The sequence below is a fragment of the Bacteroides zoogleoformans genome, from assembly GCF_002998435.1.
GTDB classification, from domain to species: domain Bacteria; phylum Bacteroidota; class Bacteroidia; order Bacteroidales; family Bacteroidaceae; genus Bacteroides; species Bacteroides zoogleoformans.
In genome coordinates this window covers 1,502,671-1,525,787 of record NZ_CP027231.1, presented here as the reverse complement: position 1 = coordinate 1,525,787, position 23,117 = coordinate 1,502,671, and the positions used below count along the sequence as shown (strand labels likewise).

Sequence of the window (23,117 nt, the reverse complement as noted above, 5' to 3'; positions counted from 1 at the left end):
TTTTTCGTGGAAAGTGTTGCAGGTTTGGAAAAAAGCGGTATCTTTGCACCGCATTTCAGAAATGATGCATGCCCAGATGGCGGAATCGGTAGACGCGCTGGTCTCAAACACCAGTGGATTCACTTCCATCCCGGTTCGACCCCGGGTCTGGGTACGGGATAAAAGGCTAAGTGGTTGATTTCTCAATACTTAGCTTCTCTTGTTTTACGAATATTCTCATATTGTTCCCAATTAGGGCTCAGCGGAATATTAGTGGGGGTTACTCTTTTTTCTTACTTTTGCCTTATGGATTTACTAAGAGAACTTGCCAGCCTGATGCTTCCCTCCCCAATCCTTGATTATTTTGAGGTAGTCAATGTCCATCAGAGTACTACATTGATAGAGATAGGTCTGGATGAGATTTATCCTGCTTCTTATAGGTCCGACACTGATATCAAGAGTAAGAGATTCCTTGATTCTACCACGATAACAGATTGCCCTATCCGTGACCATAAGCTTTTGCTTCACATACGTCGTCGCCGATGGCTTAATCGCAAGGACGGCGTGAGTTTCTGCTGTCCTTTAAGTCTTGTTGCAAAGGGAACGTGCTACTCCAAGGAGTTCGCGGCTTTTTTAAAAGAAACGTATGGAGAGTTCCCCAGTGCCCTGCCGTACGCTTGAGGAGTACTACCATGTCAAAGCCAATACCTTTGAGAAACAATATAAGGATCATCTGAGTTGCTTCCGCAACTGGGACCAGTTGGAGCATGCCGACCAATGGCTTATCTATCCGGAGAATATCGGTCCGAGCATCTGCATAGATGAGACGGCCCCGAGCAACGGTGAGCTTTACACCATCGTGACCAATCGTTCCGCCCGTGGAAGGAAGGGGACACTCATAGCCATCGTCAGGGGCGTATCGGCCGACAAGGTGACGGAAGCCCTCATGCGTATCGATGAGCGTGGACGGAACCTCGTTCAGGAGATAACCATGGATATGTCCAACTCCATGCGCCTTATCGCAAGGCGGTGCTTCCCTAATGCCAAGACGGGGAGCGAGCACCATCAGCCAGCACATGCGCCTTATCGCAAGGCGGTGCTTCCCTAATGCCATATAGACCATAGACCGCTTCCATATACAGAAACTCTCCAACGACGCATTGCAGGAAATGCGCATTGTGCACCGTTGGGATGCCATTCAGGACGAGACCGATGCAAGGGAAGAGGCCAAGTCCATGGGAGAGGCCTATACACCCGTAGTGCTTGCCAACGGTGACACCCCGAAGCAACTGTTGGCGCGCAACCGGTATCTGCTGTTCAAGTCAGCGGACAAGTGGACTGAAAGCCGGAAGCAGAGGGCTAAGGTCCTATTCGAGCAATACACAGACTTGAAGGAGGCTTATTCGCTTACACATTCTCTGCGCATGATTTTCTCTAAGAAGACCATCAAGGATGCCGCAAGACTCTCACTGGCAAGATGGTACAACAAGGTGGAGCATTCGGGATTCAAGAGCTTCAATGTTATTGCCGCTACCTTGTACGGGCATTACGACGAGGTGCTAAACTTCTTTGTAAACCGTGCTACCAATGCTTTTGCTGAATCATTCAATGCCAAGATTAAAGCTTTAAGAGCTGCTTTGAGAGGAAGCACTGATATAAAGTTCTTCTTGTTCAGACTTTCAATGATTTACGCTTAGACCCCACTAATATTCCGGTGAGCCAAAGAGAGAGGCTGCTAAAAATCGAGTTGACTGGCAATACAAAAAAGAAGGAAACCTTTTGCCTCCCTCAAAGGATTAGCTAATTTTGTATTGCTATATGAAACTTACATGAACGGTTTTCGCCAAAGGGTATGAAAAGTGGCTCTATTGTGGGAGTTGTTATTTACTGTCCATTTCTGTCCCGCATTTCAGTGATCCGCCTGGGGCTCGAACCCAGGACCCCAACATTAAAAGTGTTGTGCTCTACCTGCTGAGCTAGCGAATCAAACCTTATTGCTGTTAAGCGGCTGCAAAGATAAAGACTTTTGTCGAAAATACAAGTGAAATGAAAGAAAAAGTCAAATTTAATCTTTCCTCTCTTTTTCTCTTTTCTGATTATCAGATGGTTTAATGCCGTGAATGTTTTCCCGATTAATTATGAAGCGTTGATAGTAGGATAGCATAAGGGTGGTAAGAGGGAGGGCTATGATCATTCCTAACATTCCCATTAACGACCCCCAAACTGATAGGGAGAGCAAGATGATTGCAGGGTTCAGACCGGTGACTTTGCCCATGACATGGGGGACGATAATGCCATCCTGGATGGCTTGCACTACTGCAAGCACGATGATGGCTGAGGCCAGAATCCACCAGAAATTACCACCTGTGTCTGCGGCTTTTAATATGGCAAGCATAATGGTGGGGACAAATCCTATCACTTGCAGATAAGGAACCATGTTCAATATCCCTATAAACATACCTAATCCAATGGCTAAAGGGAAGTCAATGATGAGAAAACCTATGCTGCATAGAATGCCTACGCATAAAGCCACAAAGGCTTGTCCGCGGAAATATCTGTTCATGCCATTCTTAACGTCGTTCAGCACCCCGGCAACAATGCCTCGATACTTATGTGGTATCAAATGTATCCAACCTTCTGAGATGCTTTCATAATCTAACAAAATGAAAACGATATATAATAGTATGATGAAGAAGGTAAAGATGCTGAATAGTATGTTGAAGGTCTCGGACAGTACCGCCCAAATACCGGGAAGTGTTTCTTTGATGGTCTCTAAGGTGTATTCTTGGTTGAACAGGCGGGTTATGAGCTGCGTGTCTATGTTCTCTTGTAAAAACTCTGTGAGCGTCTGGGGAATATTTCCGTTCCGGGGATTGTTGGAAAAATAAGTTATCAGTAGATCTTTTACCCGACCGAACTCTTCTATCATGGGAGGAATCAAGAGATAAAAGGCTGCTGTCCCGATGGCTGCGAGAACAGATAATGCACAGAATATGGAGATAACCCGGCTTCTCAGTTTGAGTCTATATTGAAAGAAAGTGACCAGAGGATAAAGTAAATAAGCGATGATCCAAGCAATGAAGAAAGGCAATAGCACTCCGCTCAGGCGTTTAAAGAGCATTAGGACGCCGATGATGATGAGCCCGAGTATGACACCGCGGATAAAACTGTCGAATGTGATCTTTTTGCGCTCCATAAAGCTTTGCCTTTTATCGTTTCTTATTCATGAGGCGCCAGCCGGTCTGTTCGGATAGCTCGCAGGTAACATTCGCGGCACAAGGGCTCGTATTCGGCCGTTTCGCCGAGCAATACTTGCTTGTCGTTTTTCACTGTGCGGTGCGAGAAAGAGGCTAACCGGCCGCATTTTACACAGATGGCATGCACCTTGGACACTTCGTCGGCAATGGCACACAATCCCGGCATCGGGCCGAACGGCACACCGCGAAAATCCATATCCAATCCGGCAACAATGACACGTATGCCGTTGTTGGCAAGCTGATTGCATACATCAATCAATCCGGCATCGAAAAATTGGGCCTCATCAATGCCGACCACATCAATTTCTGACGTGAACAATAAAATACTTGCCGATGAATCTATGGGAGTAGAGGAGATGGAATGACTGTCGTGAGACACAACATCGGCCTCGGAATAGCGAGTGTCTATGGCCGGTTTGAATATCTCTACACGCTGTTTGGCAAACTTGGCCCTTTTGAGGCGTCGTATCAATTCTTCCGTTTTGCCGGAGAACATCGAACCGCAAATGACTTCGATTCTTCCTCTGCGTCTGGTCTCTTGTATGTGGTCTTCTGAGAATACTACCATGTTTTTCAAGTGTTGTTATTGAATTCTGTTTTGAATTTTCCGGTTATTTTTCTTTAAGAGCATAAGATATACTTGAATCTCTTTCTGGAGCACAAAAATAATACTTTTGTTTGCTTCCTGATATTATTTCATTATTTATTTCTACATTTGCGGCGTTAACACGTACAGTGTAAGGAACATGCAGACTTTATTGAATGATATAGAACTTGATGTTCAGGAACTGAAGTTTTTATTGCAGGCAGTTTCTGCTGACGGCAATCCAGCATTGCGAATAGTGGCAAAGCGGAATATCCGGCAGATAAAGACGCGATTGGATACATTGCAGCGATTGCTGGAAGAGGCGTCTGCCGAGGAAATGCCCGTTGTGGAACCCGCTGTCGTGGTATTGCCCGATGCGGAACGATTGGTTGTCGAAGACAAGATTTCTGAACAAGATGCAGCCTGGCCGTCCGTGACGTTTTCTTCCCCTATTTTGGCGGAGCGCATCAAACCGTCCGCGGATTTGCGACACACCATCAGCTTGAATGATTCGTTTCGCTTTGTGCGTGAGCTCTTTGGAGGGGATGTCGCAAAGATGAATGCGATTGTGGCGCGACTGAACGAAGCTTCTTCTTTGGATAAGGCCATAGAGATTTTTACTTCGGAAGTACATCCGGATGAGGAGAATGAAGTGGTTGCAGAATTTCTGGAACTTCTCAAAAAACATTTCAGTTGAATGCTCGATGATGGATATGGGAAAACTTTATGTAGTGCCTACGCCGGTTGGCAATTTGGAAGACATGACTTTTCGTGCCATTCGGATTTTGAAGGAGGTCGACTTGGTGCTTGCCGAGGATACGCGTACCTCAGGGATATTGCTGAAGCATTTTGAGATAAAGAATGCCATGCAGTCTCATCATAAGTTCAATGAGCATAAAACGGTGGAGCATGTGGTGGAAAGAATAAAGGGAGGGGCAACGGTAGCCTTGATTTCGGATGCCGGTACTCCCGGAATATCCGATCCGGGCTTCTTGGTCGTACGAGAATGCGTTCGCAACGGTATCGAAGTGCAATGCTTGCCGGGTGCAACGGCTTTTGTCCCGGCTTTGGTCGCTTCGGGCTTGCCGAATGAGAAGTTCTGTTTTGAAGGCTTTTTGCCGCAAAAGAAAGGGCGTACGACGCGCTTGAAGGCATTGGCGGAAGAGCGCCGCACCATGGTTTTTTATGAGTCGCCGTACAGGTTGGTGAAGACATTGACGCAGTTGGCCGAGCATTTTGGTGCCGAACGCCCGGCATCCGTTTCGCGCGAAATCTCCAAGGTACACGAGGAGACCAAGCGTGGCACTCTTACGGAATTGATAGAACATTTCACCCTTAATGAACCACGCGGTGAAATTGTGATTATAGTGGCAGGAATAGACGATTAAACAACTTCATTAAACAAAACGTAAAATAAAAACGTATGAAAAAGTTAGTGGTTTTAATTGTATGCGGAGCTGCAATGGCTTCGTGTGGTAACCTCTCCGGAGGTGACAAAGATAGGTTGAAAGCAGAAAATGATTCGCTTTTGATGGAATTGGCTCAGCGAAATGCTGAACTGGATGAGATGATGGGTACTTTCAATGATATTTCGGAAGGATTCCGTCAGATCAATGCGGCCGAAAGTCGTGTGGATTTGCAGCGTGGAGCCGTGGCGGAAGGTTCTTTGGATGCCAGACAACAGATTACTTCCGATATCGAATTTATCCGTAAGCAGATGGAGGAAAACAAAGAACAGATTGTTAAGTTGCAATCCATGCTTAAGAATAGTAAGAATAATTCTGCCCAGCTGAAGAAAGCAGTTGAATCGTTGACGTTGGAACTGGCAGCAAAGACTCAGCGCATCGAAGAGCTGCAAGCGGAGTTGGCCTCCAAGAACATCCGTATCCAGGAACTGGATGCTGCCGTTACGGGGCTGACTGCGGATAAGGAGACACTTTCTGCCGAGAATGAGGCAAAGGCTAAAACCGTTGCCGAGCAGGACAAGGCACTCAATACCGGCTGGTTTGTGTTTGGCACAAAGAAAGAACTGAAAGAACAGAACATCCTTAATAAGGGTGATGTGCTGAAAGAAGGCAATGTCAATAAAGACTACTTTACTCAGGTTGACATTCGTACAACAAAGGAAATCAAACTCTATTCCAAGAGTGCGGAGGTGCTGACTACTCATCCTGCCGGAAGCTTTGCTTTGGAAAAAGACGGCAAGGGGCAGCTTATACTGAGGATAACGAATTCGAAAGATTTCTGGAGCGTATCCAAGTTCTTGGTTATTCAGGTGAAGTAACGGCTCCTTCGTGAAGTAATTCATTGAATGCGGGTTCTTGCACATTCATGGTGGGACAAAATCCTTCTGTATGAAGTTGCAAGTGCCTGCTTTTTTTCTTCTATACTCTTTATAATGGCACATCGATATAAGAATCTTTTCTTTGATCTGGATGACACGCTGTGGGCATTTTCACAGAATGCACGCGACACTTTTGAGGAAATGTATCATAAATACGGATATGACTCTTTTTTTTGCTCTTTCCATCATTTTTACACCCTTTATCAGAAACGCAATGCAGAGTTGTGGGAGGAATATGGCAACGGGCAGGTAACAAAGGAAGAACTGAACCGCCGGCGTTTTCTTTATCCTTTGGAAGCAGTGGGGGCGGGAGATGCCGTTTTGGCACAAAGATTTGCAGATGATTTTTTCTCTGTCATCCCTACGAAAAGCGGGTTGATGCCCTATGCGCACGAAGCGTTGGAGTATTTGTCGGATAAATACAATCTGTACATTATTTCCAACGGTTTTCAGGAACTTCAATGTCACAAAATGCGTTCGGCCGGGATTGATGGTTTCTTCAAGAAAGTGATTCTTTCTGATGATATCGGTGTGCTGAAGCCATGGCCTGAGATTTTTCATTTCGCCTTGTCGGCCACGCAATCCGAGTTGAAAGAATCGCTGATGATAGGAGATAGTTGGGAAAATGATGTGGTTGGAGCCGGAGGAGTGGGTATGCATCAAGTATTTTACAACGTGAACGGAAAAGAAAATTTGCCTTTTCGTCCCACTTATGAGATTTTTAGTTTAAAAGAATTAATGCAGATTTTGTGAAGAGTGAGATTTAATTGTATTTTTGTCGTATGTAAACGTAAAAAACATGGTTATGGAATCTATTTTACCTTTCGCTTTGCTCTGTTTCACCTCTTTTTTCACTTTGACAAACCCTCTTGGCACAATGCCGGTCTTCCTGACCATGACACATGGCATGACGGAGAAGGAGCGTCGTTCAGTGGTTTCGCGTGCCACATTGGTAGCTTTTGTCACTATCATGACCTTTACTTTTGCCGGTCAATTCCTTTTTAAGTTTTTTGGAATCTCTACCAATGGCTTTCGTATCGCGGGTGGTTTCATCATCTTTAAGATAGGCTTTGATATGTTGCAAGCTCGTTATACGCCAATGAAGCTGAAAGACGAAGAGATAAAAACCTATGCCGACGATATTTCCGTCACTCCGCTTGGCATTCCGATGCTTTGCGGCCCGGGTGCCATAGCCAATGCCATTGTGCTGATGCAGGATGCCTATACTTTTGAGATGAAAGGCGTTTTGATAGGTATTATCGCTTTGATTTATTTGCTCACCTTCTTTATATTGCGTGCTTCCACTCGCTTGGTGGATGTGTTGGGCGAAACCGGGAACAACGTGATGATGCGTCTGATGGGACTTATTCTGATGGTTATTGCGGTGGAATGTTTTGTCAGTGGGGTAAAGCCGATTCTGATGGAAATATTGCAAAGTACGGTAGGTTGATGCCCCCTCTCTTTATGGCGCGGGAGATCTCAGTGTGTGAGCCTCAAGTACCGGTATCTACCGGCACCCAATCTGACGCATCCTGTAGGGCAGGAAGAATTGAGGCTGGTCAATCCTTATAGCATGGGAGTAAAAAAACAGGATTCAAGCATAAGACCTGAATCCTGAAGTTTCCTGCCATACAATCCGTATGGAGAGTTCTTATTGTTTAATACATGAGTGTGTAAAGAAATGTTTACTTCACTTCTATACCTTTGTTCTGCAAGGTGACATTCAGAACTCTGGCATAGTCGGCATACTGCTTCTCAGTCAAAGTTCTCTTCATCAGCTTCAGGTTTCCGTAAACGGCGTCGCGCAACAGCTTCTCCTGATTCTTCTTTGAGCTTGCGGCGCGTTCCATCTGCTCTGTGAAATATTCACATATATTTGTCACTTCCTCATGTTGGCCGGCATCCAGTTTCAGATACTTGCCCAATTTGGTTACGTTGATGTTACCTTCCCATTTTGCAGTTGTAGGTTGATTTCCTGCTGCAAATACTCCGGCAGTCAGGCAGACTGCTGCCGCTAATGTTAATCCTAAACGTTTCATAATACCTACTTTTAAATTTGTTAATCCTAAAAACTAATCTATAAAATCTAATACCTATTGAAAACGAACTTTCGTTTTTCCTTTTTACTTGTGCAAATATAGGAATATGTTTTATAACATGAAATTTTCACAGAAAGAAAGTGTACTTTATACTGCCATTTTTTGATTTATATCAATTTCAGGGTATGAAAAGGTGTGATTTATGGCTTTCTTGTGATAAGGATGTAATGTAACAATAATAAGTAGGTGTTATTTTGTTCTTTAAGCTCCACTTTTTGTAGATATATGATTTCCGGCATTCTTTCAAGAATGCCGGAAAGAATCAAATACAGGCTCTGATTCTTTTTTTTAGTTTATTCGTCATTCAGAAATTGCACTCTACTTCTTGTTCTTAGGAAACATAGAGGCTTCTGCAACTTCAAAGTCGGAGGTAGAGTTATTGTCGTCGACAAATTTATTTCCATCAAACCGTCTTACTAAGGCCTTTCCTGCGTGTTTATCAATCTTATCGTTCGCCGTTTCTTGCACACCCTTGTGTCCTTTGTCTACTTTTATATCTACCACTGACCATTTGAATTCTGTGTTGGGACAGATGGTCACTACATCTTCAACCCACTCATAAGGCATAATCATCAGGGTGGCTTCGTGACTGTGGTGTCCGTCAGTCTTGTAAGCAACATTTTTGTAGTACTTTCTCTTGGCAATGTCTTCTGCTTTCGTGTAACCAGATTCTTCTATAAAAGTTTTCTTGATATTTTCCGGTGTATCGCCCAATTTAATCAGGGCTATGACACTTTTGTTGGATACGTCAAAGTTGCTCATTTCATCTTTCTTCCATTCTCCTTGCGAATACCACAGAGCCATTTCACGCACATTGTTGTCCACACCACTGACTTCTTCTTTCGGTACCCACTGATAGTCGGCTTTACTTAAATCAATAAGTTGGTCCAATCTTTTGTAATTATCTAAATTCTCCTCATTGTCTTTTAAGTATTTTTCCCTGTCGGTTCTATGGTTAATCGCTTTCTTAGCGATGATAGCAGAGGCTCCTGCAGCTAATGGATGTTGAGTGCCGTTACCCCCGAAGAGGACGATGGTAGATACCCCGAAATGTGTTTTGATGAAGTTATATTCATCTTTGAGTTCTATTCTGTTACAGGGATCAAATGGATGTACGGCCAAAGCATAATTGTCTAAATAGATAGTCTTGGATGTGGGGTTATAGATCTTGATGTACTTGTCTTCATCATACGCTTGCTCGTACTCTTTCCCATCATAAGTTCGGGTAAAATAAGTACCACCATAATACACCTCTTGTATCAGAAGGTGATTGATTTTAGTTTCAGATGTTTGTTCGTTTTCGTCACCATCTCTGCGGCAACTTGTAAATACGGATAAACCAATTACTGCGAGCAATAGCCCGTTTTTCAAAAAGCTTTTCATTGTCTTATTTATTTAATTAGTGAAAAATATTTGTTAATAATTAATTAGCTTTCTATAAAAACCATGCACCAAAGCCTCCGTTTCCATGGGTAGTTACATTGAGGATGGCATCATACGCTTCTTGTGGTGTCAATCCTATCTCTTTCCCTAAATGATAGTAATACGGCTCGTTGGGGTCGGAATTAGTTGGGTCGGTGTCATAGGTATTAGTATATACTTTGAGTGGTATATTGAAACGAATCATCTCTTTCCATTCGGATTGCGGATTAGGATCATAATATGGTGCGCATATATACTTGCTTGCCCCCAGAGGCCTGCCTCCACTGCCCAGAGGCATGGGGATGATTGTTTTCTTGCCTTTCTCGCATTTCATTACCCTGACGGCCAGATAGAAATAGGGCAACAGGTTACTGCTCCTGCTGTAGATGCTTCCATTCCCAAGTGGAACAGGCCAGCCGTCGTATATCGGATCTACTTCTTCGGCAATGTCGAACTTCATGTGTCCTTTCAGTCCCACCCAGTCTTGGTCGTATGGTGCCGTGGCGCCGTCGGTATGGAATCTTTGGAACGGCGGAAGCAGTTTCTGATTGAACAGCTCGCGTACACCGTCGGCCATGTCTTCGGTAGTCCATGTGTCACGATAGGTATATTCAAACAGCTTGGGCGTCGATAATCTTAATCGGTCAAAGCTGTTTTGTCTTTTAAAGTATTCCGATTCAATCATATCCGGCTTATCTTTCCCGCGATAGCGTACATCTTTTACCATGAACGGCTGTCCCTTGTCATCGACATCACTGATGGAAATAAATGTTTGATACTGATCTGAATGTTCCAAAATACGGTTGTTGATAGGTTTTCCATTGCGGTCATAAAAAAACAGACACAATCCCCATAGTTTGGTAGATCCGCCAATGATGCGGACATACTGCGGCCCCTTTTTCCCTGAGAGCTTTTCCAGATAAGTCACTGTACTCGCGGTGTCTACCTCTACTTCTATTCCTTTCGCGGTGTTGTGGATAATCACAAATTCCTCTTGCTTCCAAGGAGCCTTCTCATAGATGAAGTTACCATGAAATTTTCCTCCTCCGTGCGGATGCCCTTCTTTGAACATGACGAGACATGTAGCCCAATCCCGGAGTGCGCCATCTGGATCGGGATTGGCTAATCCCGATTCTGTGACGATGGGAGGTTTGTATAAGTCGGCAGCAGATTGCGGCATTTTTTTCCGTGTCAGGGCATTGTCTTCATAGTCCACCTTGACATTGCCGAATATAAATTTGTCACACGACGAGCATAATGCTGCAACGGTGAAAATCAGTAGGACTGTTTGAATTATTCTTTTCATTTTAGATTGTTTAGAATATCATTTGTTTACATGGTTATCTTAGGAATACGGTTGAAAAAACTTTCATCCCCCCAGAACATGGCTTGCATATCAGTCTTGTCTGCCTTGGGGTAGAAGTGGCGGATATCATCCATACACTTCTCCCGATCTCCATCGAGGTCGGCAATCACCCTGAAGGCGATGGGATAGTCGATATCGAAACTGTTCCAAGCTGTCTGAAGTGCATTATAGTTGTATACGCCGCCATTGACGTTGTTGTCGGTGTTGCCGTACTTTCCTAATTGGTTCTCGTTGGCGGGGATGGAGACCCTATTTAGAATATGGCATATGCAGACTCTCATTTGGAATGCAATATTGGATTCCTTGAAGCGGAGCATGCCTTTGAAGCCCAAAGCATCGTAGGGTGCTCCGTCGTCCAGCGATCTTTTTTCCCTGAGTCGTATCACCGTGTTGCCTGAACGAAGCCGGTTCATGTCGTCATAATCGGTTAAATCTTTTCCAAGTTCCTCCTCAACTGGGTCGGTATCACGATACTCATAGCTGAAAATATCAGGTACCTTCTCGTTCAGTCTGAAATTGTTGATGGTTTGATAGAGCCTAAACCTTTTGCCTGTAACAGGGTCATCGTATGGCTCGGTTGCTGCAGGCTTCATGGAATTTTCAACGGATTTCTCCGTCAACTCATCACTGTATCTCACCCCATTGACTTGATTGTTATCATCGAGCGCATAGATATTCGAAGGAGAAATTCTGGATGCTGCAATTCTTTTCCCGTTAACATTTTCGGCGAAAGCGTATTTGCTGTAATAAACGCTGTCTAAAGACATGGGATAAACCAACTGCCGGCCATTCAGGGAATAATTTTGAATGGTAAAGAAGTGCTGGTGCACCAGCAGGGTGGAGTTATCCTCGTCGTCGGAATAATAACCCGAGAACTGATGGTTGATTAGCATACCGTTGACATCATAGTACTTCAGTTCAAGGCCATAGTGATACTTTTCCGATTTGATGACATCAAAAGCCTTCCTGTCGGATGTAATCGTGATGTTCCCGTTTTCGTCTTTCGACAACGCTATCTCCTGAACAAGAGGGATAGGAGTTGGTTTACTGCCACTTTCAAATGCGATGTATGTATCGTCTCGGTTATCTAATTTATGATCGGACTTCCGGGCCAGTCTCAAGATAAGTTGTACCGAGTAAATCTGCTCATGTCCTTTTACATCCCGTTCTATTGATGATGGCGGGGCTTTGACTATCTTTTTCAGAAAATTATCCACACTCTCTTCAGAGCAACTACCCAGCAACAAGAGTACACAAAGTATGGGTATTATAGAATGGATATTATTATTTTTCATTTTGTTAGAATTTTATTATTGTCTTGAATATTACGTTTGAACCTCTTGCATGGGCATAATACCTGAATCGGTCAGTGTATTCTTTATACAGGGTATTGAGTATGTTGTCACCTATTATCATCAGTTTCAATTCTCTCTGTCCGGGCAGTCTCATGCTCCATTCTGCTGTTCCGTTGAGCAAAGCATAGGCAGGTGGGGAGTCGGGTACCAAATCTTTATCCGGATCGAAGTGCGTTTGTTTGGTTACGTAGACACCCGATAACGATACGGATGCATTGTGTTTCCCTTCACGGCCGATTTTCCAATTATAGGTGCCCGACATGCCATAGCGGTCGGAAGGCATGAAAGGCAGCCATTCGTCTTGCGTGAGATTACGGGCATAGATCCATTCGCCCTTGGCCGTGATGGTGAGGCCGGCAATCGGAGTGACCGTTGCCGTAATGTCGCCTCCTGTCAACATCACATCATCTTGTCCGAAAATAAACTTCGGATATTTGCCACTGGGATGGTTATGGAATCGGTTCAACCCTTTCCCAATAGCGTCATAGATGTAGTTGTGTACACGCTGATAAAAGAAGCTCGGTTCTATGGAATACCATTCCGTGTGGTATCTCGTGCCGAATACAGCCTTGTATCCATGCTCGCTGGTCAGCTTTCGGTTACCCACCACCCAATGGGTGCCGTGATGCAACCCTGTGGCATAGAGTTCATTGATATCGGGCGGACGCCACGACCATCCGACGTTGGCACGTGCATCCCATCGGTCGGAGAGCTGATAGTGGGCGGCTAGGCTGGCTGTGAAGTTGCTGTATACTTTGAAATCCTTGTAGTATTTGTAACTCTTCAGACTGGTATACCCGTCCACATCCATCGCTCTGAAATCGTAGCGCATGCCGAGGGAGCACTGAAGTCGTCCGATTTTTGCTTGTTGCAGCAAGAATCCTCCCATGGTAAGGGCCGCATAGTTGGGAATAAAAGCTGGCTGTTTAGTACCCGGATAATTGTAGTTGGACTGATAGCTGCCCGAAAGTCCGGCTTCAGTCGTCATGTCCCATCGTTTCCACTTGGCATTCCACAACAGGTCTGTTTTGTAAGTAGTGAGGATAAGATCCTGCACAGGTATCCAACTGTACTTGTCTTGTTTCCGGTTTTCGAATTCCCATCTCAGGTTATCTTGATAAGAGAGGATGAGCGATAGCTTGTGATTTTTGTTGACATCCCATTTGATGTCGCCCTTCAAGGTGAAGTGTTGTGCCTGTTGGAAAGGTGGCTTAATGTCGTATGAGAACGGCTTGAACGAACTCTCGTCCGGTCTTCCTGCCGCAAAACGTGCCAGCAACTGGTCGATGTCGGAGATTCTGCTTGCATAATAGATACCGCTTCGCGAGTAATAAAGGCTGGTGTACAGCGTTGCTGTGATGTTCCTGTGCTGGTAACCGGCCAAAGCCGACATGCTGATGTTGTTGAATCCGGTATTGTTCAGGATATACTCGGCTGTCGAGTAATCTCCGGCTCTCTGATACATGCCGTGCAGGCGTAGCCCCACACGCTTATATCCCATTTCCATGGTTCCCGAACCATTATATCCCCGGGCATTGGTGTCGTAACCCAGATTTACGGTTCCCCGGGTTTTGAGGTGTTGATGTCCATAAGGAAGGGCAGCCTGATTGAGCAGTACTACACCTCCCATGGCTCCATAGCCATAGCGTATGGATTCGGCTCCCTTCACCACCTCTATCATGTTGGCTCCGCTGTAGTCTATCTCCGGTGCATGGTCTTCGCCCCAGCTCTGACTTTCCAGACGTACACCATCGTTGAGCAGAAGGATGCGGCTGCTATGCATGCCTTGAATGACGGGCTTGGCAATGGTGTTTCCGGTACTGATGGAGCTTACGCCCGGCACGGTCTCCAGCAGTTTGGCCAATGAGGTGTTTCCCACTTTCTCCATGGCATCTTGCCGGATGGTCGATGTCTGCTGCAATACCGAGGTTTGTTTGCGGTCAGCGACGATTGTGACTTCGGAGATTTGCTTGATGTCTTCGTGCAAAAATAAGTCGATGGTTCTCGAGGTATCGAGGCTGACGGTCTTTTCCAAGGTGCGGAAACCGATGTAAGTCACCTTCACCTTCACACTTTTCGGGTGCGTCTTCAAATCGATGACACACCGACCGTCGGTGCCCGTTACTCGCGGACTTACCGCTTCATCGCAATAGATTATTGCTCCCGCAATCGGTTCGCGGCTCCCCTCCAGCATCACCCTGAACGCTTGTTTCAGCTCTGTTTTATCCTTTGCCGTCGGTATGTCGGGCAATAGACCGGCACACGCATCACCGGGCGCAAAAAAGAAGAGCATGAATGCTATAAGCAGCACTTTATAAGATACTGCCCAAAAAATAAACTTCTTCATATAAATTATAAAAAATAGAATGTAAGATTAGGAATCGGTTCGGGCTTACACAGCATACGCTCTCTTACATCCCTTTCCCCGAAGACTTTTCCGTTTTAGTGAGAGGCCATGGCAGATTTGTGCGGCCGTTGTATGGCTCACCATGTTTTTCCCGGAAAGGAAATACGATCGGAAGAATACGGCACGAAAAACGGAACGGATGAAAGAGGTTGCTTCCAAACCAATAATACAGATGCGACTCCGAAAAGGAATCACTTCAAAAAAGATGTCCTATGTCAAAAAAAAGGAGGGGGAGCCCGGAGGCTGATGGTGTTATAAGAATTGCGGCACTTGACGCGTTCCGTCGAAAGGACACGCAACACATACATCAAGAACAGAAATACCGGTGCGGCCGCATAAGATAGGGTAAGAACAGGAGAGAGGAAAGCGGAAAGAAAGAAAATGGTCTCCACCTCGACTGCGGAGTGTTCATGTTCTCCCTTGAACGGGTGGGAATGCGAAATAATCACTCCATTCACCACATGTGAGTGAGTGAATAGCGTGATGCCTCCCCAATAGGCAATGAACAGTAGCGGGAGGAACCATTTCATTATATTCCTTAGCTTCTTCAAGGCTCCTGATAATTTTGGTTTGCGAAGGTAAATCTTTTTATGATAAAAAACAAGGGAATGCGCATATTTATGCAACGGTATGCTGTAAATACCTATTTTTTGGTATTTGTGACGGGTAGGCATAGGACGGCATATGTATAGACACGACTATGGGAGGAACATCTCTTGAGGTGAAAAAGATGACAGGATACGCCTTCTCGGAAAAAACCGAAATGGGGGATTTACGGCAGCGGGCAGGTATGCCGATGAAGCAGGAATGAGCTTTACACAAACATCAGATCACTGATGATGCCGTCGGAGATGAAAATGCCCGTACGGGTGAGGCATAGGTGATTATCCTTTATTTCCAGTTTTCCGTTTTTTAAATAGGGAGTTGCAGTATCCATGCAGTGCTGCCACAGGTCTATACCGAATCTCTGCTTTACTTCTTCCAAGGATACTCCCCACATGGTGCGCAAGGAGGTCATGACGCATTCATTGTAGCGGGTTTGTCTGTCCAGGCATTCGGTCTCGAAAGCGCGTTGCCCGCTCTCCATGGAGCGGATGTAGCGGCTTAGTGAGGCAATGTTCCATTCTCGCGTATCGACGTCGAACGAGTGTGCCGAGGGGCCGCAGCCCAGATAGGGGATTCCTTTCCAATAGGAGGTATTGTGGCGCGAGTACATGCCGGGTCTGCAGAAGTTGGATATCTCGTAATGTTCATATCCTGCCTTGCCGAGCTTGTCGGTCAGCATGCCGAAGAAGCGTGCGCTGCTCTCTTCGTCCACCTCGCGGATGCGTCGGGCTTTCAGCATTTGGTAGATGCGGGTGTTCTTCTCATACGTCAGGTGGTAGGCGGAGATGTGTTCCGCGGCGAGGCTGACGGCTTGTTGCAGATCGTGCTCCCAACGGCTGTCCGTTTCGCCCGGCAGCCCATAGATCAGGTCGATGCTGATGTTCCCGAAGCCGGCTTCCCGGCAATGCGTTATGGCGTTTACAGCCTGTCGGGCATCGTGCCGGCGATTCAGCAGCTTCAGTGTGGCGTCGTCAAAAGTCTGTATGCCTATGCTGATGCGGTTGAAGGGCAGGCTGTGCAGCATGGCCGCATACTCTTTCGTCAAGTCGTCGGGGTTGGCTTCGAGCGTTATCTCGTGGGCGGACTCCGATCCATATATCGCTTCGATGGTTTCAAATATCTGCCTGAAGTCCTCTTCTGCCAGTTGCGAGGGAGTGCCGCCTCCAAAATAGACGGTCTCTACCGGCTCTCCTTTCAGATAGTCTTTGCGCAACCGCAGTTCTTGGCAAAGGGCACGGACGTATTGCGATTTAAATTCCGGACGGGTGGTGGAGTAGAAATCGCAATAGATGCAACGCGTTTCACAAAAAGGAACATGAATGTAGATACCTGCCATGATACTGATGAAAATTTTGTTGCAAAAATAAGGTTTTGAGGGGAGAATATGATACCTCAGGTATGGGTTTGACTGAATTTTTACCCTTTTTGAAATAATAATGGATGTATAAACCGATGGGAAGAGCGTAATTTTGCAACATGGAAAAACGACTTAAACAGATATCATGAAAACAAAGAAATCCTTGTGGCTGCTCCTGGTAGCAGTCCTGTTGCTGCCTGCGCAGGGCGTGGCAGCCAAAAAGAAGAAAGAAAAAGAAGTGACCGACCGTGAGCTTTGGTGCGGTGTGCTCTATCGGATGGCCGCTCCCGTGCTGTCGGGCATGAGCGAGGGCAAGCTTCAGGAGCGCATGCAGGTGGAACTCAGCCCCACTTGGGACGGACGGGACAAGCGTGTGACCTACATGGAATGCTTCGGTCGCCTGATGGCGGGCCTGGCTCCCTGGCTCTCCTTACCCGATGACGATACCGTCGAAGGCAAGCAACGCAAACAGTTGCGCGAGTGGGCTTTGAAGAGCTATGCGCAGGCCGTAGATCCCGAAAGCGGGGATTACTTGCTTTGGCGCAAGGAAGGGCAGCCCTTGGTGGATGCCGCTTACGTGGCCGAGAGTTTTCTCCGTGGCTATGAGTCCCTGTGGTTGCCGCTGGACAGCCTGACGAAACAACGCTACATCGAGGAGTTCACCCGGCTGCGCCGTGTAGATCCTCCCTACACCAACTGGTTGTTGTTCTCCTCTACCGTGGAGTGCTTCCTGCGCAAGGCAGGGGCTAAGAGCGACACCTATCGCATAGTATCCGCCCTCCGCAAGGTAGAAGAGTGGTATGTGGGTGACGGCTGGTATTCCGACGGCCCGGGCTTTGCCTTCGATTATTATAACAGCTATGTGCTGCATCCCATGTATGTGGAGTGCCTCGAGGTCTTCACCAACAGCGGAAAGAACAGAGTGTGGAATGCTCCCGACTGTAACTTCCTGCGTGCGCAGAAGCGCATGCAGCGTTTCGGCCTTATTTTGGAACGTTTCATCTCTCCCGAAGGGGCGTTCCCGGTGTTCGGACGTTCCATCACTTATCGCACGGGTGTCCTTCAGCCCCTTGCCCTGCTGGCATGGCGCGGCTGGCTGCCCCAAGAGTTGCCCGGCGGACAGGTGCGTGCGGCCATGACCGCCGTCATCAAGCGCATGTTTGCCGACGACCATAATTTCAACGAACAGGGCTTCCTCACATTGGGTTTCAACGGCTCGCAACCCAACATCTCCGATTGGTACACGAACAACGGCAGTTTGTACATGGCATCGTTGGCCTTCTTACCCCTCGGCTTGCCTGCCGATCACTCTTTCTGGACAGACGCTCCCCTTCCGTGGACCTCGAAGAAGGCATGGGGAGGAGAAGATTTCCCCAAAGACCATGCTTTCTATGAGAAATAAGGCGAAAAGATGGACGCGGCTGTTCGTTCCGGTTGCACTTGGGCTTGGCGGTTGCCTGGGCACATTGTCCGCCCAAAGCGTAGCCACCGGCTTTCAGCCTGAGGTGCGCTTGGTAGAAGTAGGGAAAGGCTATAGCCGGACCTCTGTCAATACTACCGTATTTCGCAATAACTCCGTGGTGACGCATGGCGACGAACAGTACATCGGCTATTACGATGACGAGGGCTTTCTGACCTTGGGCAAGCGGACGGCAGGTTCGGACCAATGGACGCTCCACCGCACCCAGTATAAAGGAAATGTGAAAGACGCCCATAACGTCATCAGCATCATGTCGGATGGCGACGGCTATCTTCATGTGGCTTTCGATCATCACGGGCATCCGCTGAACTATTGCCGCAGCCTGGCTCCTTACTCTTTGAAATTGGGAGAGAAAGAGCCGATGACGGGCATCGACGAGCACAACGTGACCTATCCTGAATTCTATTCGCTTCCGGGGGGAAATCTGTTGTTTGCCTATCGTTCCGGTTCGTCCGGCCGTGGTAATCTGGTGTTGAACGGTTACGATGTGAAAAGCCGCAAGTGGCACCGCATACAAAACGTCTTGATAGACGGAGAAGAGCAACGAAGCGCTTATTGGCAGTTGTACGTCGACGAGCAGGGAACCATCCACTTGTCGTGGGTGTGGAGGGAGACGTGGCATGTGGAAACAAACCACGACCTATGCTATGCCCGCTCTTTTGACAACGGCGTCACGTGGTATAAGTCGGACGGTGAAAAGTATGAACTTCCTATCCGTGCGGCAAATGCCGAATACGCCTGCCGCATCCCGCAGGAGTCGGAACTGATCAACCAGACCGGTATGAGCGCGGATGCCGAGGGGCACCCTTACATAGCCTCCTATTGGCGAGATGCGGATAGTGACATTCCTCAATATCGTGTGGTGTGGCACGACGGGCAGAAGTGGAATAGCCGTCAAGTGTCCTCTCGCCATACTCCTTTCTCCTTGAAAGGGGGAGGAACAAAGATGATTCCGATTTCCCGCCCGCGCATCGTGGTAGATAAAGGTGAGGTTTTCTACCTCTTTCGCGATGAGGAGCGGGGAAGCAGGGTGTCTGTGGCGCATACGAAAGATGTCACGACAGGTACGTGGAGCATCTGTGATTTAACCGATTTCTCGGTGGAGGCCTGGGAGCCTTCGCACGACACGGAGTTGTGGAAGCGGAAACGCCTGTTGCATCTGTTCGTCCAAAAGACGATGCAGGGAGACGGAGAGCGGACAGTAGAGATTGCCGCTCAGCCCGTATACGTGTTGGAAGTATTGGAATAATGAGGTTTTCTCTGCATATCTCCGATGTGTGGAGGGTTAAATGGTTTGTTATTAATAAAAGAAGATGAAGAAGATATTTTTTATGCTACCGGTTTTTGCCTTCTATCTGGCAAACACTTTGTATGCGGCAAATGAGCCTAAAGCCGATGACGTTCTCGGCATCATAAATAGAGTGAATGCTTATTGGCAGAAGTCGCACCCCGTGCATGGCCGTTCCTTTTGGGATAATGCGGCCTATCATACCGGAAACATGGAGGCATTCTTTCTGACGGGTAACCCCGGGTATTATGAATATTCCAAGGCGTGGGCCGAACATAATGAATGGAAAGGAGCCAAGTCCGATAATAAGGCTGAATGGAAATACAGCTACGGCGAGAGCGACGACTATGTGCTCTTCGGCGATTATCAGATCTGCTTCCAAGTATATGCCGATCTCTATTCCGTTCAGCCGGATTCCGCCAAGATAGCCCGTGCGCGTGAAGTGATGGAGTATCAGATGAGTACGGCCGAAAACGATTATTGGTGGTGGGCGGATGGCCTTTATATGGTGATGCCCGTCATGACCAAGATGTATCGGATTACCAAGAATCCGCTCTATTTGGAGAAACTGCATGCGTATTGGGCGTATGCCAACGACATCATGTACGATGCCGAGACCGGTCTTTACTACCGCGACGCCAAGTATATCTACCCCAAACATAAAAGCGTGAATGGCAAAAAAGACTTTTGGGCGCGTGGCGACGGTTGGGTGCTGGCGGCGTTGGCAAAAGTGCTGAAAGACCTTCCTGAAACAGCCCCGTATCGTCAGGAATATGCCGACCGTTTCCGAACGATGGCCCGGGCTGTGGCTGCCTGCCAGCAACCGCAAGGCTACTGGACGCGCAGCATGCTCGACCCCGAACATGCTCCCGGCCCGGAGACCAGCGGGACGGCTTTCTTCACTTATGGCCTGCTATGGGGGATGAACAACGGGCTTTTGGACGAGGGCACCTATCGTCCTGTAGTGATGAAAGCGTGGCAATATCTCACAGCCGTAGCCTTGCAGCCCGATGGACGTGTGGGGTATGTGCAGCCAATCGGCGAAAAAGCCATTCCCGGGCAAGTGGTAAATGCTGATTCCACCGCAAATTTCGGTGTGGGAGCCTTTTTGCTGGCTGCCTGTGAGATGGTTCGTTTCCTGAATCGCTGATCGGATGTCCCTTAAGGATTTGTTTAATTTTTGCCCGGAATATTCAGTAAGCATGATTTTATAGAAAATCGGTTGCATCCCGGCAATTGCCTTTTCCGCATCCTGTCATTTCCGTGTCAACGCCGTGTCAACGCTGTAGTTTCTCCGTATCTATAGAAACGAAAGTTATGCGGAGTTGATACGGAGATGATACGGAGTTGGTACGGAGATCATACGGAGCTTATACGGAGCTTATACGGAGCTTATACGGAGCTTATACGGAGCTGATACGGAGCTGATGCGGAGGCGATATGGTTGGTTTTTAATGAGTGTATATGTTACGCAACATGTCTTTTTGTTTTGTCACTTGCATGATTCGTGTTACTTTTACACCGGGAAACTTATTTAATATAAAACCATTATAATGGAATCATGAAAAGTACCCGAATTCTAAGAAATAATATATAATGAAAAACAGATTGAGAGTATTTGCCGCTTTGCTGATGACGGTCATCTTGCCGTCGGCGGCGCAAGATGTGGCTGTGAAAGGGCCGGACGGCAAATTACAAGTCGCCGTTTGGTGTCCTGATGGCGGTGAGATTTCTTATGCCGTCTCTTACAACGGGAAGCAGATGCTGGAACCTTCGCCTCTGGGCATGGAAACGAATGTGGGGAATTTCAGCAATGGACTGAAACTGAAGGGATACAAAGTGACAGCCATAGACACCCTCTACCGGCAGTCGCGCATCAAGGCTTCGAATATACACTATCAGGCAAACGAATTGGTCTGCTCTTTTATCAATGGCGAGGGGAAGAACATGCAGATAACGTTCCGTGTGAGCAATAACGACCTCGCTTTCCGCTATAACCTGCCCAAAGAGCACGGCAAGGCGAGCGTCACGGTGAAGAGCGAGGCGACGGGATTCCGTTTCCCGATGCAGACCACTACGTTCCTTTCTCCGCAGAGCGACGCCATGATTGGCTGGAAACGTACGAAGCCCAGCTACGAGGAAGAGTATAAAGCCGATGCGCCGATGGGTGTCCGTTCGCAATACGGTCATGGATATACCTTTCCTTGTCTGTTCCGGGTGGGAGAGAGCGGCTGGGTGCTGGTCAGCGAGACCGGAGTGGACAGCCGTTATTGCGGTTCGCGGTTGAGCGATGCAAAGGACGGATTATATAACATAGCCTTCCCCATGCCCGAAGAGAACAACGGGAACGGTACTTCCGAGCCTGCTTTTGCCCTGCCCGGCTCTACGCCCTGGCGCACCATCACGGTGGGCGAGGACTTGAAGCCGATTGTAGAAACCACCGTCCCCTGGGATGTGGTGGAACCGCGCTATGCAACCACACATGAATATAAGCCGGGGCGCGGCACATGGAGCTGGATACTGTGGCAGGATGGAAGCATCAACTACGACGACCAGGTGCGCTACATCGACCTGGCGGCGGACATGGGCTACGAATACTTGCTGGTAGATAACTGGTGGGACAAGAACATCGGCCGCGAGCGGATGAAGCAACTCATAGACCATGCCCGCGGTAAAGGCGTGGACGTCTTTTTATGGTATAGCTCGAGCGGCTACTGGAACGACATCGAGCAAGGACCTATCAACCGGATGGACAACTCCATCGTCCGCAAGGAGGAGATGCGCTGGCTGCAATCGCTCGGCGTGAAGGGCATCAAGGTGGACTTTTTCGGAGGAGATAAGCAGGAGACCATGCGCCTGTATGAGGAGATTCTGAGCGATGCCGACGACCACGGTCTGATGGTGATTTTCCATGGTTGCACCCTGTCCCGCGGCTGGGAGCGGATGTATCCCAACTATGTGGGCAGCGAGGCGGTGCTGGCTTCGGAGAATCTCGTCTTCAATCAGCACTTCTGCGACAACGAGGCGTTCAACGCCTGCCTGCATCCGTTCATCCGCAACGCGGTGGGGAGCATGGAGTTCGGCGGCGTATTCCTGAATAAACGCCTGAACCGGAGCAACGATGGAGGAACGATTCGCCGGACAACGGACATCTTCCAGTTGGCGACTGCCGTATTATTCCAGAACCCCATCCAGAACTTTGCTTTGGCTCCCAACAATCTGACGGATGCCCCTCAACTCTGCCTCGACTTCATGAAGAAAGTGCCTGTCACTTGGGACGAGACGCGACTGATTGACGGCTATCCCGGCAAATTTGTCGTTTTGGCCCGTCGCCACGGCCATACGTGGTATGTGGCCGCCATCAATGCCACGCAAGAGGCGCTGAACTTGACACTGCCTCTTCCGATGTTGCAGGCCGGAGAAAATGTTTCCCTTTACCAGGATGACAAGAAGTTGCAACCGCAGCAGAAGGTGCAGAAGGTCAAGGCTGACGGCACGGTGCGGCTCACCGTCCGGCCTATGGGTGGTGCCGTGCTGGTGCAATAGGATGTACTCTATAAATATGAATGCG

Annotated in this window: 19 protein-coding genes, 2 tRNA genes and 1 pseudogene; 12 read left to right on the top strand and 10 right to left on the bottom strand. The window is 47.7% G+C overall.

The features are described 5' to 3' along the window. The first annotated feature begins 70 nt into the window (after positions 1-70). The 3 genes and pseudogenes from C4H11_RS06520 to C4H11_RS06510 all read left to right on the top strand — a co-directional run bounded on the left by C4H11_RS06520 (position 71) and on the right by C4H11_RS06510 (position 1,676). Positions 71-154: transfer RNA gene (locus C4H11_RS06520), tRNA-Leu, on the top strand. A gap of 131 nt (positions 155-285) precedes the next feature. Beyond that, positions 286-660, top strand: a complete 375-nt coding sequence (locus tag C4H11_RS06515; RefSeq protein ID WP_106043188.1) for an ISAon1 family transposase N-terminal region protein — start codon at positions 286-288, stop codon at positions 658-660. Further along, positions 626-1,676, top strand: a pseudogene (locus tag C4H11_RS06510) (ISAon1 family transposase). Before C4H11_RS06515 ends, C4H11_RS06510 begins: the two are co-directional and overlap by 35 nt. 216 nt (positions 1,677-1,892) lie before the next feature. On the opposite strand, the gene C4H11_RS06505 reads toward C4H11_RS06510, so the two are convergent. From C4H11_RS06505 to C4H11_RS06495, 3 genes are all read right to left on the bottom strand, one after another. Then, positions 1,893-1,965 (bottom strand) — tRNA-Lys (locus C4H11_RS06505). A gap of 79 nt (positions 1,966-2,044) precedes the next feature. Then, complete coding sequence (locus C4H11_RS06500; protein WP_106040941.1) at positions 2,045-3,175, bottom strand: AI-2E family transporter; 1,131 nt, start codon at positions 3,173-3,175, stop codon at positions 2,045-2,047. A gap of 23 nt (positions 3,176-3,198) precedes the next feature. Continuing rightward, entirely contained in the window at positions 3,199-3,804 is a 606-nt protein-coding gene (locus tag C4H11_RS06495; protein ID WP_106040940.1) for a thymidine kinase, read from the bottom strand. Positions 3,805-3,982: 178 nt separating this feature from the next. On the opposite strand from C4H11_RS06495, the gene C4H11_RS06490 reads away from it, so the two are divergent. The 5 genes from C4H11_RS06490 (at position 3,983) to C4H11_RS06470 (ending at position 7,616) form a co-directional block, all read left to right on the top strand. Next, on the top strand, positions 3,983-4,519 hold the full coding sequence (locus C4H11_RS06490) for a hypothetical protein (protein ID WP_106040939.1): 537 nt from the start codon (positions 3,983-3,985) through the stop codon (positions 4,517-4,519). 16 nt (positions 4,520-4,535) lie between these two features. After that, positions 4,536-5,210 carry a 16S rRNA (cytidine(1402)-2'-O)-methyltransferase gene (gene rsmI / locus C4H11_RS06485; protein WP_106043186.1) on the top strand — a complete coding sequence of 225 codons (675 nt, stop codon included), beginning with the start codon at positions 4,536-4,538 and terminating at the stop codon, positions 5,208-5,210. A 35-nt stretch (positions 5,211-5,245) separates the two neighbouring features. Further along, a complete protein-coding gene (locus C4H11_RS06480; RefSeq protein WP_106040938.1) occupies positions 5,246-6,106 on the top strand; it encodes a Cbp1 family collagen-binding glycoprotein adhesin in 861 nt (286 codons plus the stop codon). Positions 6,107-6,220: 114 nt separating this feature from the next. After that, complete coding sequence (locus C4H11_RS06475) at positions 6,221-6,919, top strand: YjjG family noncanonical pyrimidine nucleotidase (protein ID WP_106043184.1); 699 nt, start codon at positions 6,221-6,223, stop codon at positions 6,917-6,919. A 52-nt stretch (positions 6,920-6,971) separates the two neighbouring features. Continuing rightward, positions 6,972-7,616 (top strand): MarC family protein, encoded by a 645-nt coding sequence (locus C4H11_RS06470; RefSeq protein ID WP_106040937.1) that lies wholly within the window; start codon positions 6,972-6,974, stop codon positions 7,614-7,616. Between the two features lie 235 nt (positions 7,617-7,851). Here C4H11_RS06470 and C4H11_RS06465 read toward each other — a convergent pair whose 3' ends face one another. The 7 genes from C4H11_RS06465 to hemW form a co-directional block, all read right to left on the bottom strand. Then, the gene (locus C4H11_RS06465; protein ID WP_106040936.1) at positions 7,852-8,205 is read right to left on the bottom strand and encodes a hypothetical protein; all 354 of its coding nucleotides are present in this window, start codon (positions 8,203-8,205) and stop codon (positions 7,852-7,854) included. 378 nt (positions 8,206-8,583) lie between these two features. After that, a complete protein-coding gene (locus C4H11_RS06460) occupies positions 8,584-9,648 on the bottom strand; it encodes a DUF4876 domain-containing protein (protein WP_106040935.1) in 1,065 nt (354 codons plus the stop codon). Between the two features lie 52 nt (positions 9,649-9,700). Beyond that, the gene (locus C4H11_RS06455; protein ID WP_106040934.1) at positions 9,701-10,993 is read right to left on the bottom strand and encodes a hypothetical protein; all 1,293 of its coding nucleotides are present in this window, start codon (positions 10,991-10,993) and stop codon (positions 9,701-9,703) included. A 26-nt stretch (positions 10,994-11,019) separates the two neighbouring features. Then, positions 11,020-12,348 (bottom strand): hypothetical protein, encoded by a 1,329-nt coding sequence (locus C4H11_RS06450; RefSeq protein ID WP_106040933.1) that lies wholly within the window; start codon positions 12,346-12,348, stop codon positions 11,020-11,022. Positions 12,349-12,352: 4 nt separating this feature from the next. Further along, positions 12,353-14,755, bottom strand: a complete 2,403-nt coding sequence (locus C4H11_RS06445; RefSeq protein ID WP_394336053.1) for a TonB-dependent receptor — start codon at positions 14,753-14,755, stop codon at positions 12,353-12,355. A 275-nt stretch (positions 14,756-15,030) separates the two neighbouring features. Then, positions 15,031-15,345 (bottom strand): hypothetical protein, encoded by a 315-nt coding sequence (locus tag C4H11_RS06440; protein ID WP_234819896.1) that lies wholly within the window; start codon positions 15,343-15,345, stop codon positions 15,031-15,033. Between the two features lie 284 nt (positions 15,346-15,629). Further along, the gene (gene hemW / locus C4H11_RS06435) at positions 15,630-16,757 is read right to left on the bottom strand and encodes a radical SAM family heme chaperone HemW (protein ID WP_106040931.1); all 1,128 of its coding nucleotides are present in this window, start codon (positions 16,755-16,757) and stop codon (positions 15,630-15,632) included. 166 nt (positions 16,758-16,923) lie between these two features. Here hemW and C4H11_RS06430 point away from each other — a divergent pair, with 166 nt between their 5' ends. The 4 genes from C4H11_RS06430 to C4H11_RS06415 all read left to right on the top strand — a co-directional run bounded on the left by C4H11_RS06430 (position 16,924) and on the right by C4H11_RS06415 (position 23,092). After that, the gene (locus tag C4H11_RS06430; RefSeq protein ID WP_106040930.1) at positions 16,924-18,180 is read left to right on the top strand and encodes a DUF2264 domain-containing protein; all 1,257 of its coding nucleotides are present in this window, start codon (positions 16,924-16,926) and stop codon (positions 18,178-18,180) included. Further along, positions 18,170-19,507, top strand: a complete 1,338-nt coding sequence (locus tag C4H11_RS06425; RefSeq protein WP_106043180.1) for an alpha-l-rhamnosidase — start codon at positions 18,170-18,172, stop codon at positions 19,505-19,507. The genes C4H11_RS06430 and C4H11_RS06425 overlap by 11 nt, the downstream gene beginning before the upstream one ends. A gap of 64 nt (positions 19,508-19,571) precedes the next feature. Beyond that, entirely contained in the window at positions 19,572-20,696 is a 1,125-nt protein-coding gene (locus C4H11_RS06420) for a glycoside hydrolase family 88/105 protein (RefSeq protein WP_106040929.1), read from the top strand. A gap of 446 nt (positions 20,697-21,142) precedes the next feature. After that, positions 21,143-23,092, top strand: coding sequence for a glycoside hydrolase family 97 protein (locus C4H11_RS06415; RefSeq protein ID WP_106040928.1), 1,950 nt, complete (start codon positions 21,143-21,145; stop codon positions 23,090-23,092). Positions 23,093-23,117 lie beyond the last annotated feature (25 nt).

What these genes read in the sequence shown, in the direction of transcription:
- C4H11_RS06515 (WP_106043188.1), top strand. Translation starts at nt 286, where the DNA reads ATGGATTTACTAAGAGAACTTGCCAGCCTGATGCTTCCCTCCCCAATC.
- C4H11_RS06500 (WP_106040941.1), bottom strand. Translation starts at nt 3,175, where the DNA reads ATGGAGCGCAAAAAGATCACATTCGACAGTTTTATCCGCGGTGTCATA.
- C4H11_RS06495 (WP_106040940.1), bottom strand. Translation starts at nt 3,804, where the DNA reads ATGGTAGTATTCTCAGAAGACCACATACAAGAGACCAGACGCAGAGGA.
- C4H11_RS06490 (WP_106040939.1), top strand. Translation starts at nt 3,983, where the DNA reads ATGCAGACTTTATTGAATGATATAGAACTTGATGTTCAGGAACTGAAG.
- rsmI (WP_106043186.1), top strand. Translation starts at nt 4,536, where the DNA reads ATGGGAAAACTTTATGTAGTGCCTACGCCGGTTGGCAATTTGGAAGAC.
- C4H11_RS06480 (WP_106040938.1), top strand. Translation starts at nt 5,246, where the DNA reads ATGAAAAAGTTAGTGGTTTTAATTGTATGCGGAGCTGCAATGGCTTCG.
- C4H11_RS06475 (WP_106043184.1), top strand. Translation starts at nt 6,221, where the DNA reads ATGGCACATCGATATAAGAATCTTTTCTTTGATCTGGATGACACGCTG.
- C4H11_RS06470 (WP_106040937.1), top strand. Translation starts at nt 6,972, where the DNA reads ATGGAATCTATTTTACCTTTCGCTTTGCTCTGTTTCACCTCTTTTTTC.
- C4H11_RS06465 (WP_106040936.1), bottom strand. Translation starts at nt 8,205, where the DNA reads ATGAAACGTTTAGGATTAACATTAGCGGCAGCAGTCTGCCTGACTGCC.
- C4H11_RS06460 (WP_106040935.1), bottom strand. Translation starts at nt 9,648, where the DNA reads ATGAAAAGCTTTTTGAAAAACGGGCTATTGCTCGCAGTAATTGGTTTA.
- C4H11_RS06455 (WP_106040934.1), bottom strand. Translation starts at nt 10,993, where the DNA reads ATGAAAAGAATAATTCAAACAGTCCTACTGATTTTCACCGTTGCAGCA.
- C4H11_RS06450 (WP_106040933.1), bottom strand. Translation starts at nt 12,348, where the DNA reads ATGAAAAATAATAATATCCATTCTATAATACCCATACTTTGTGTACTC.
- C4H11_RS06445 (WP_394336053.1), bottom strand. Translation starts at nt 14,755, where the DNA reads ATGAAGAAGTTTATTTTTTGGGCAGTATCTTATAAAGTGCTGCTTATA.
- C4H11_RS06440 (WP_234819896.1), bottom strand. Translation starts at nt 15,345, where the DNA reads ATGAAATGGTTCCTCCCGCTACTGTTCATTGCCTATTGGGGAGGCATC.
- hemW (WP_106040931.1), bottom strand. Translation starts at nt 16,757, where the DNA reads ATGGCAGGTATCTACATTCATGTTCCTTTTTGTGAAACGCGTTGCATC.
- C4H11_RS06430 (WP_106040930.1), top strand. Translation starts at nt 16,924, where the DNA reads ATGAAAACAAAGAAATCCTTGTGGCTGCTCCTGGTAGCAGTCCTGTTG.
- C4H11_RS06425 (WP_106043180.1), top strand. Translation starts at nt 18,170, where the DNA reads ATGAGAAATAAGGCGAAAAGATGGACGCGGCTGTTCGTTCCGGTTGCA.
- C4H11_RS06420 (WP_106040929.1), top strand. Translation starts at nt 19,572, where the DNA reads ATGAAGAAGATATTTTTTATGCTACCGGTTTTTGCCTTCTATCTGGCA.
- C4H11_RS06415 (WP_106040928.1), top strand. Translation starts at nt 21,143, where the DNA reads ATGAAAAACAGATTGAGAGTATTTGCCGCTTTGCTGATGACGGTCATC.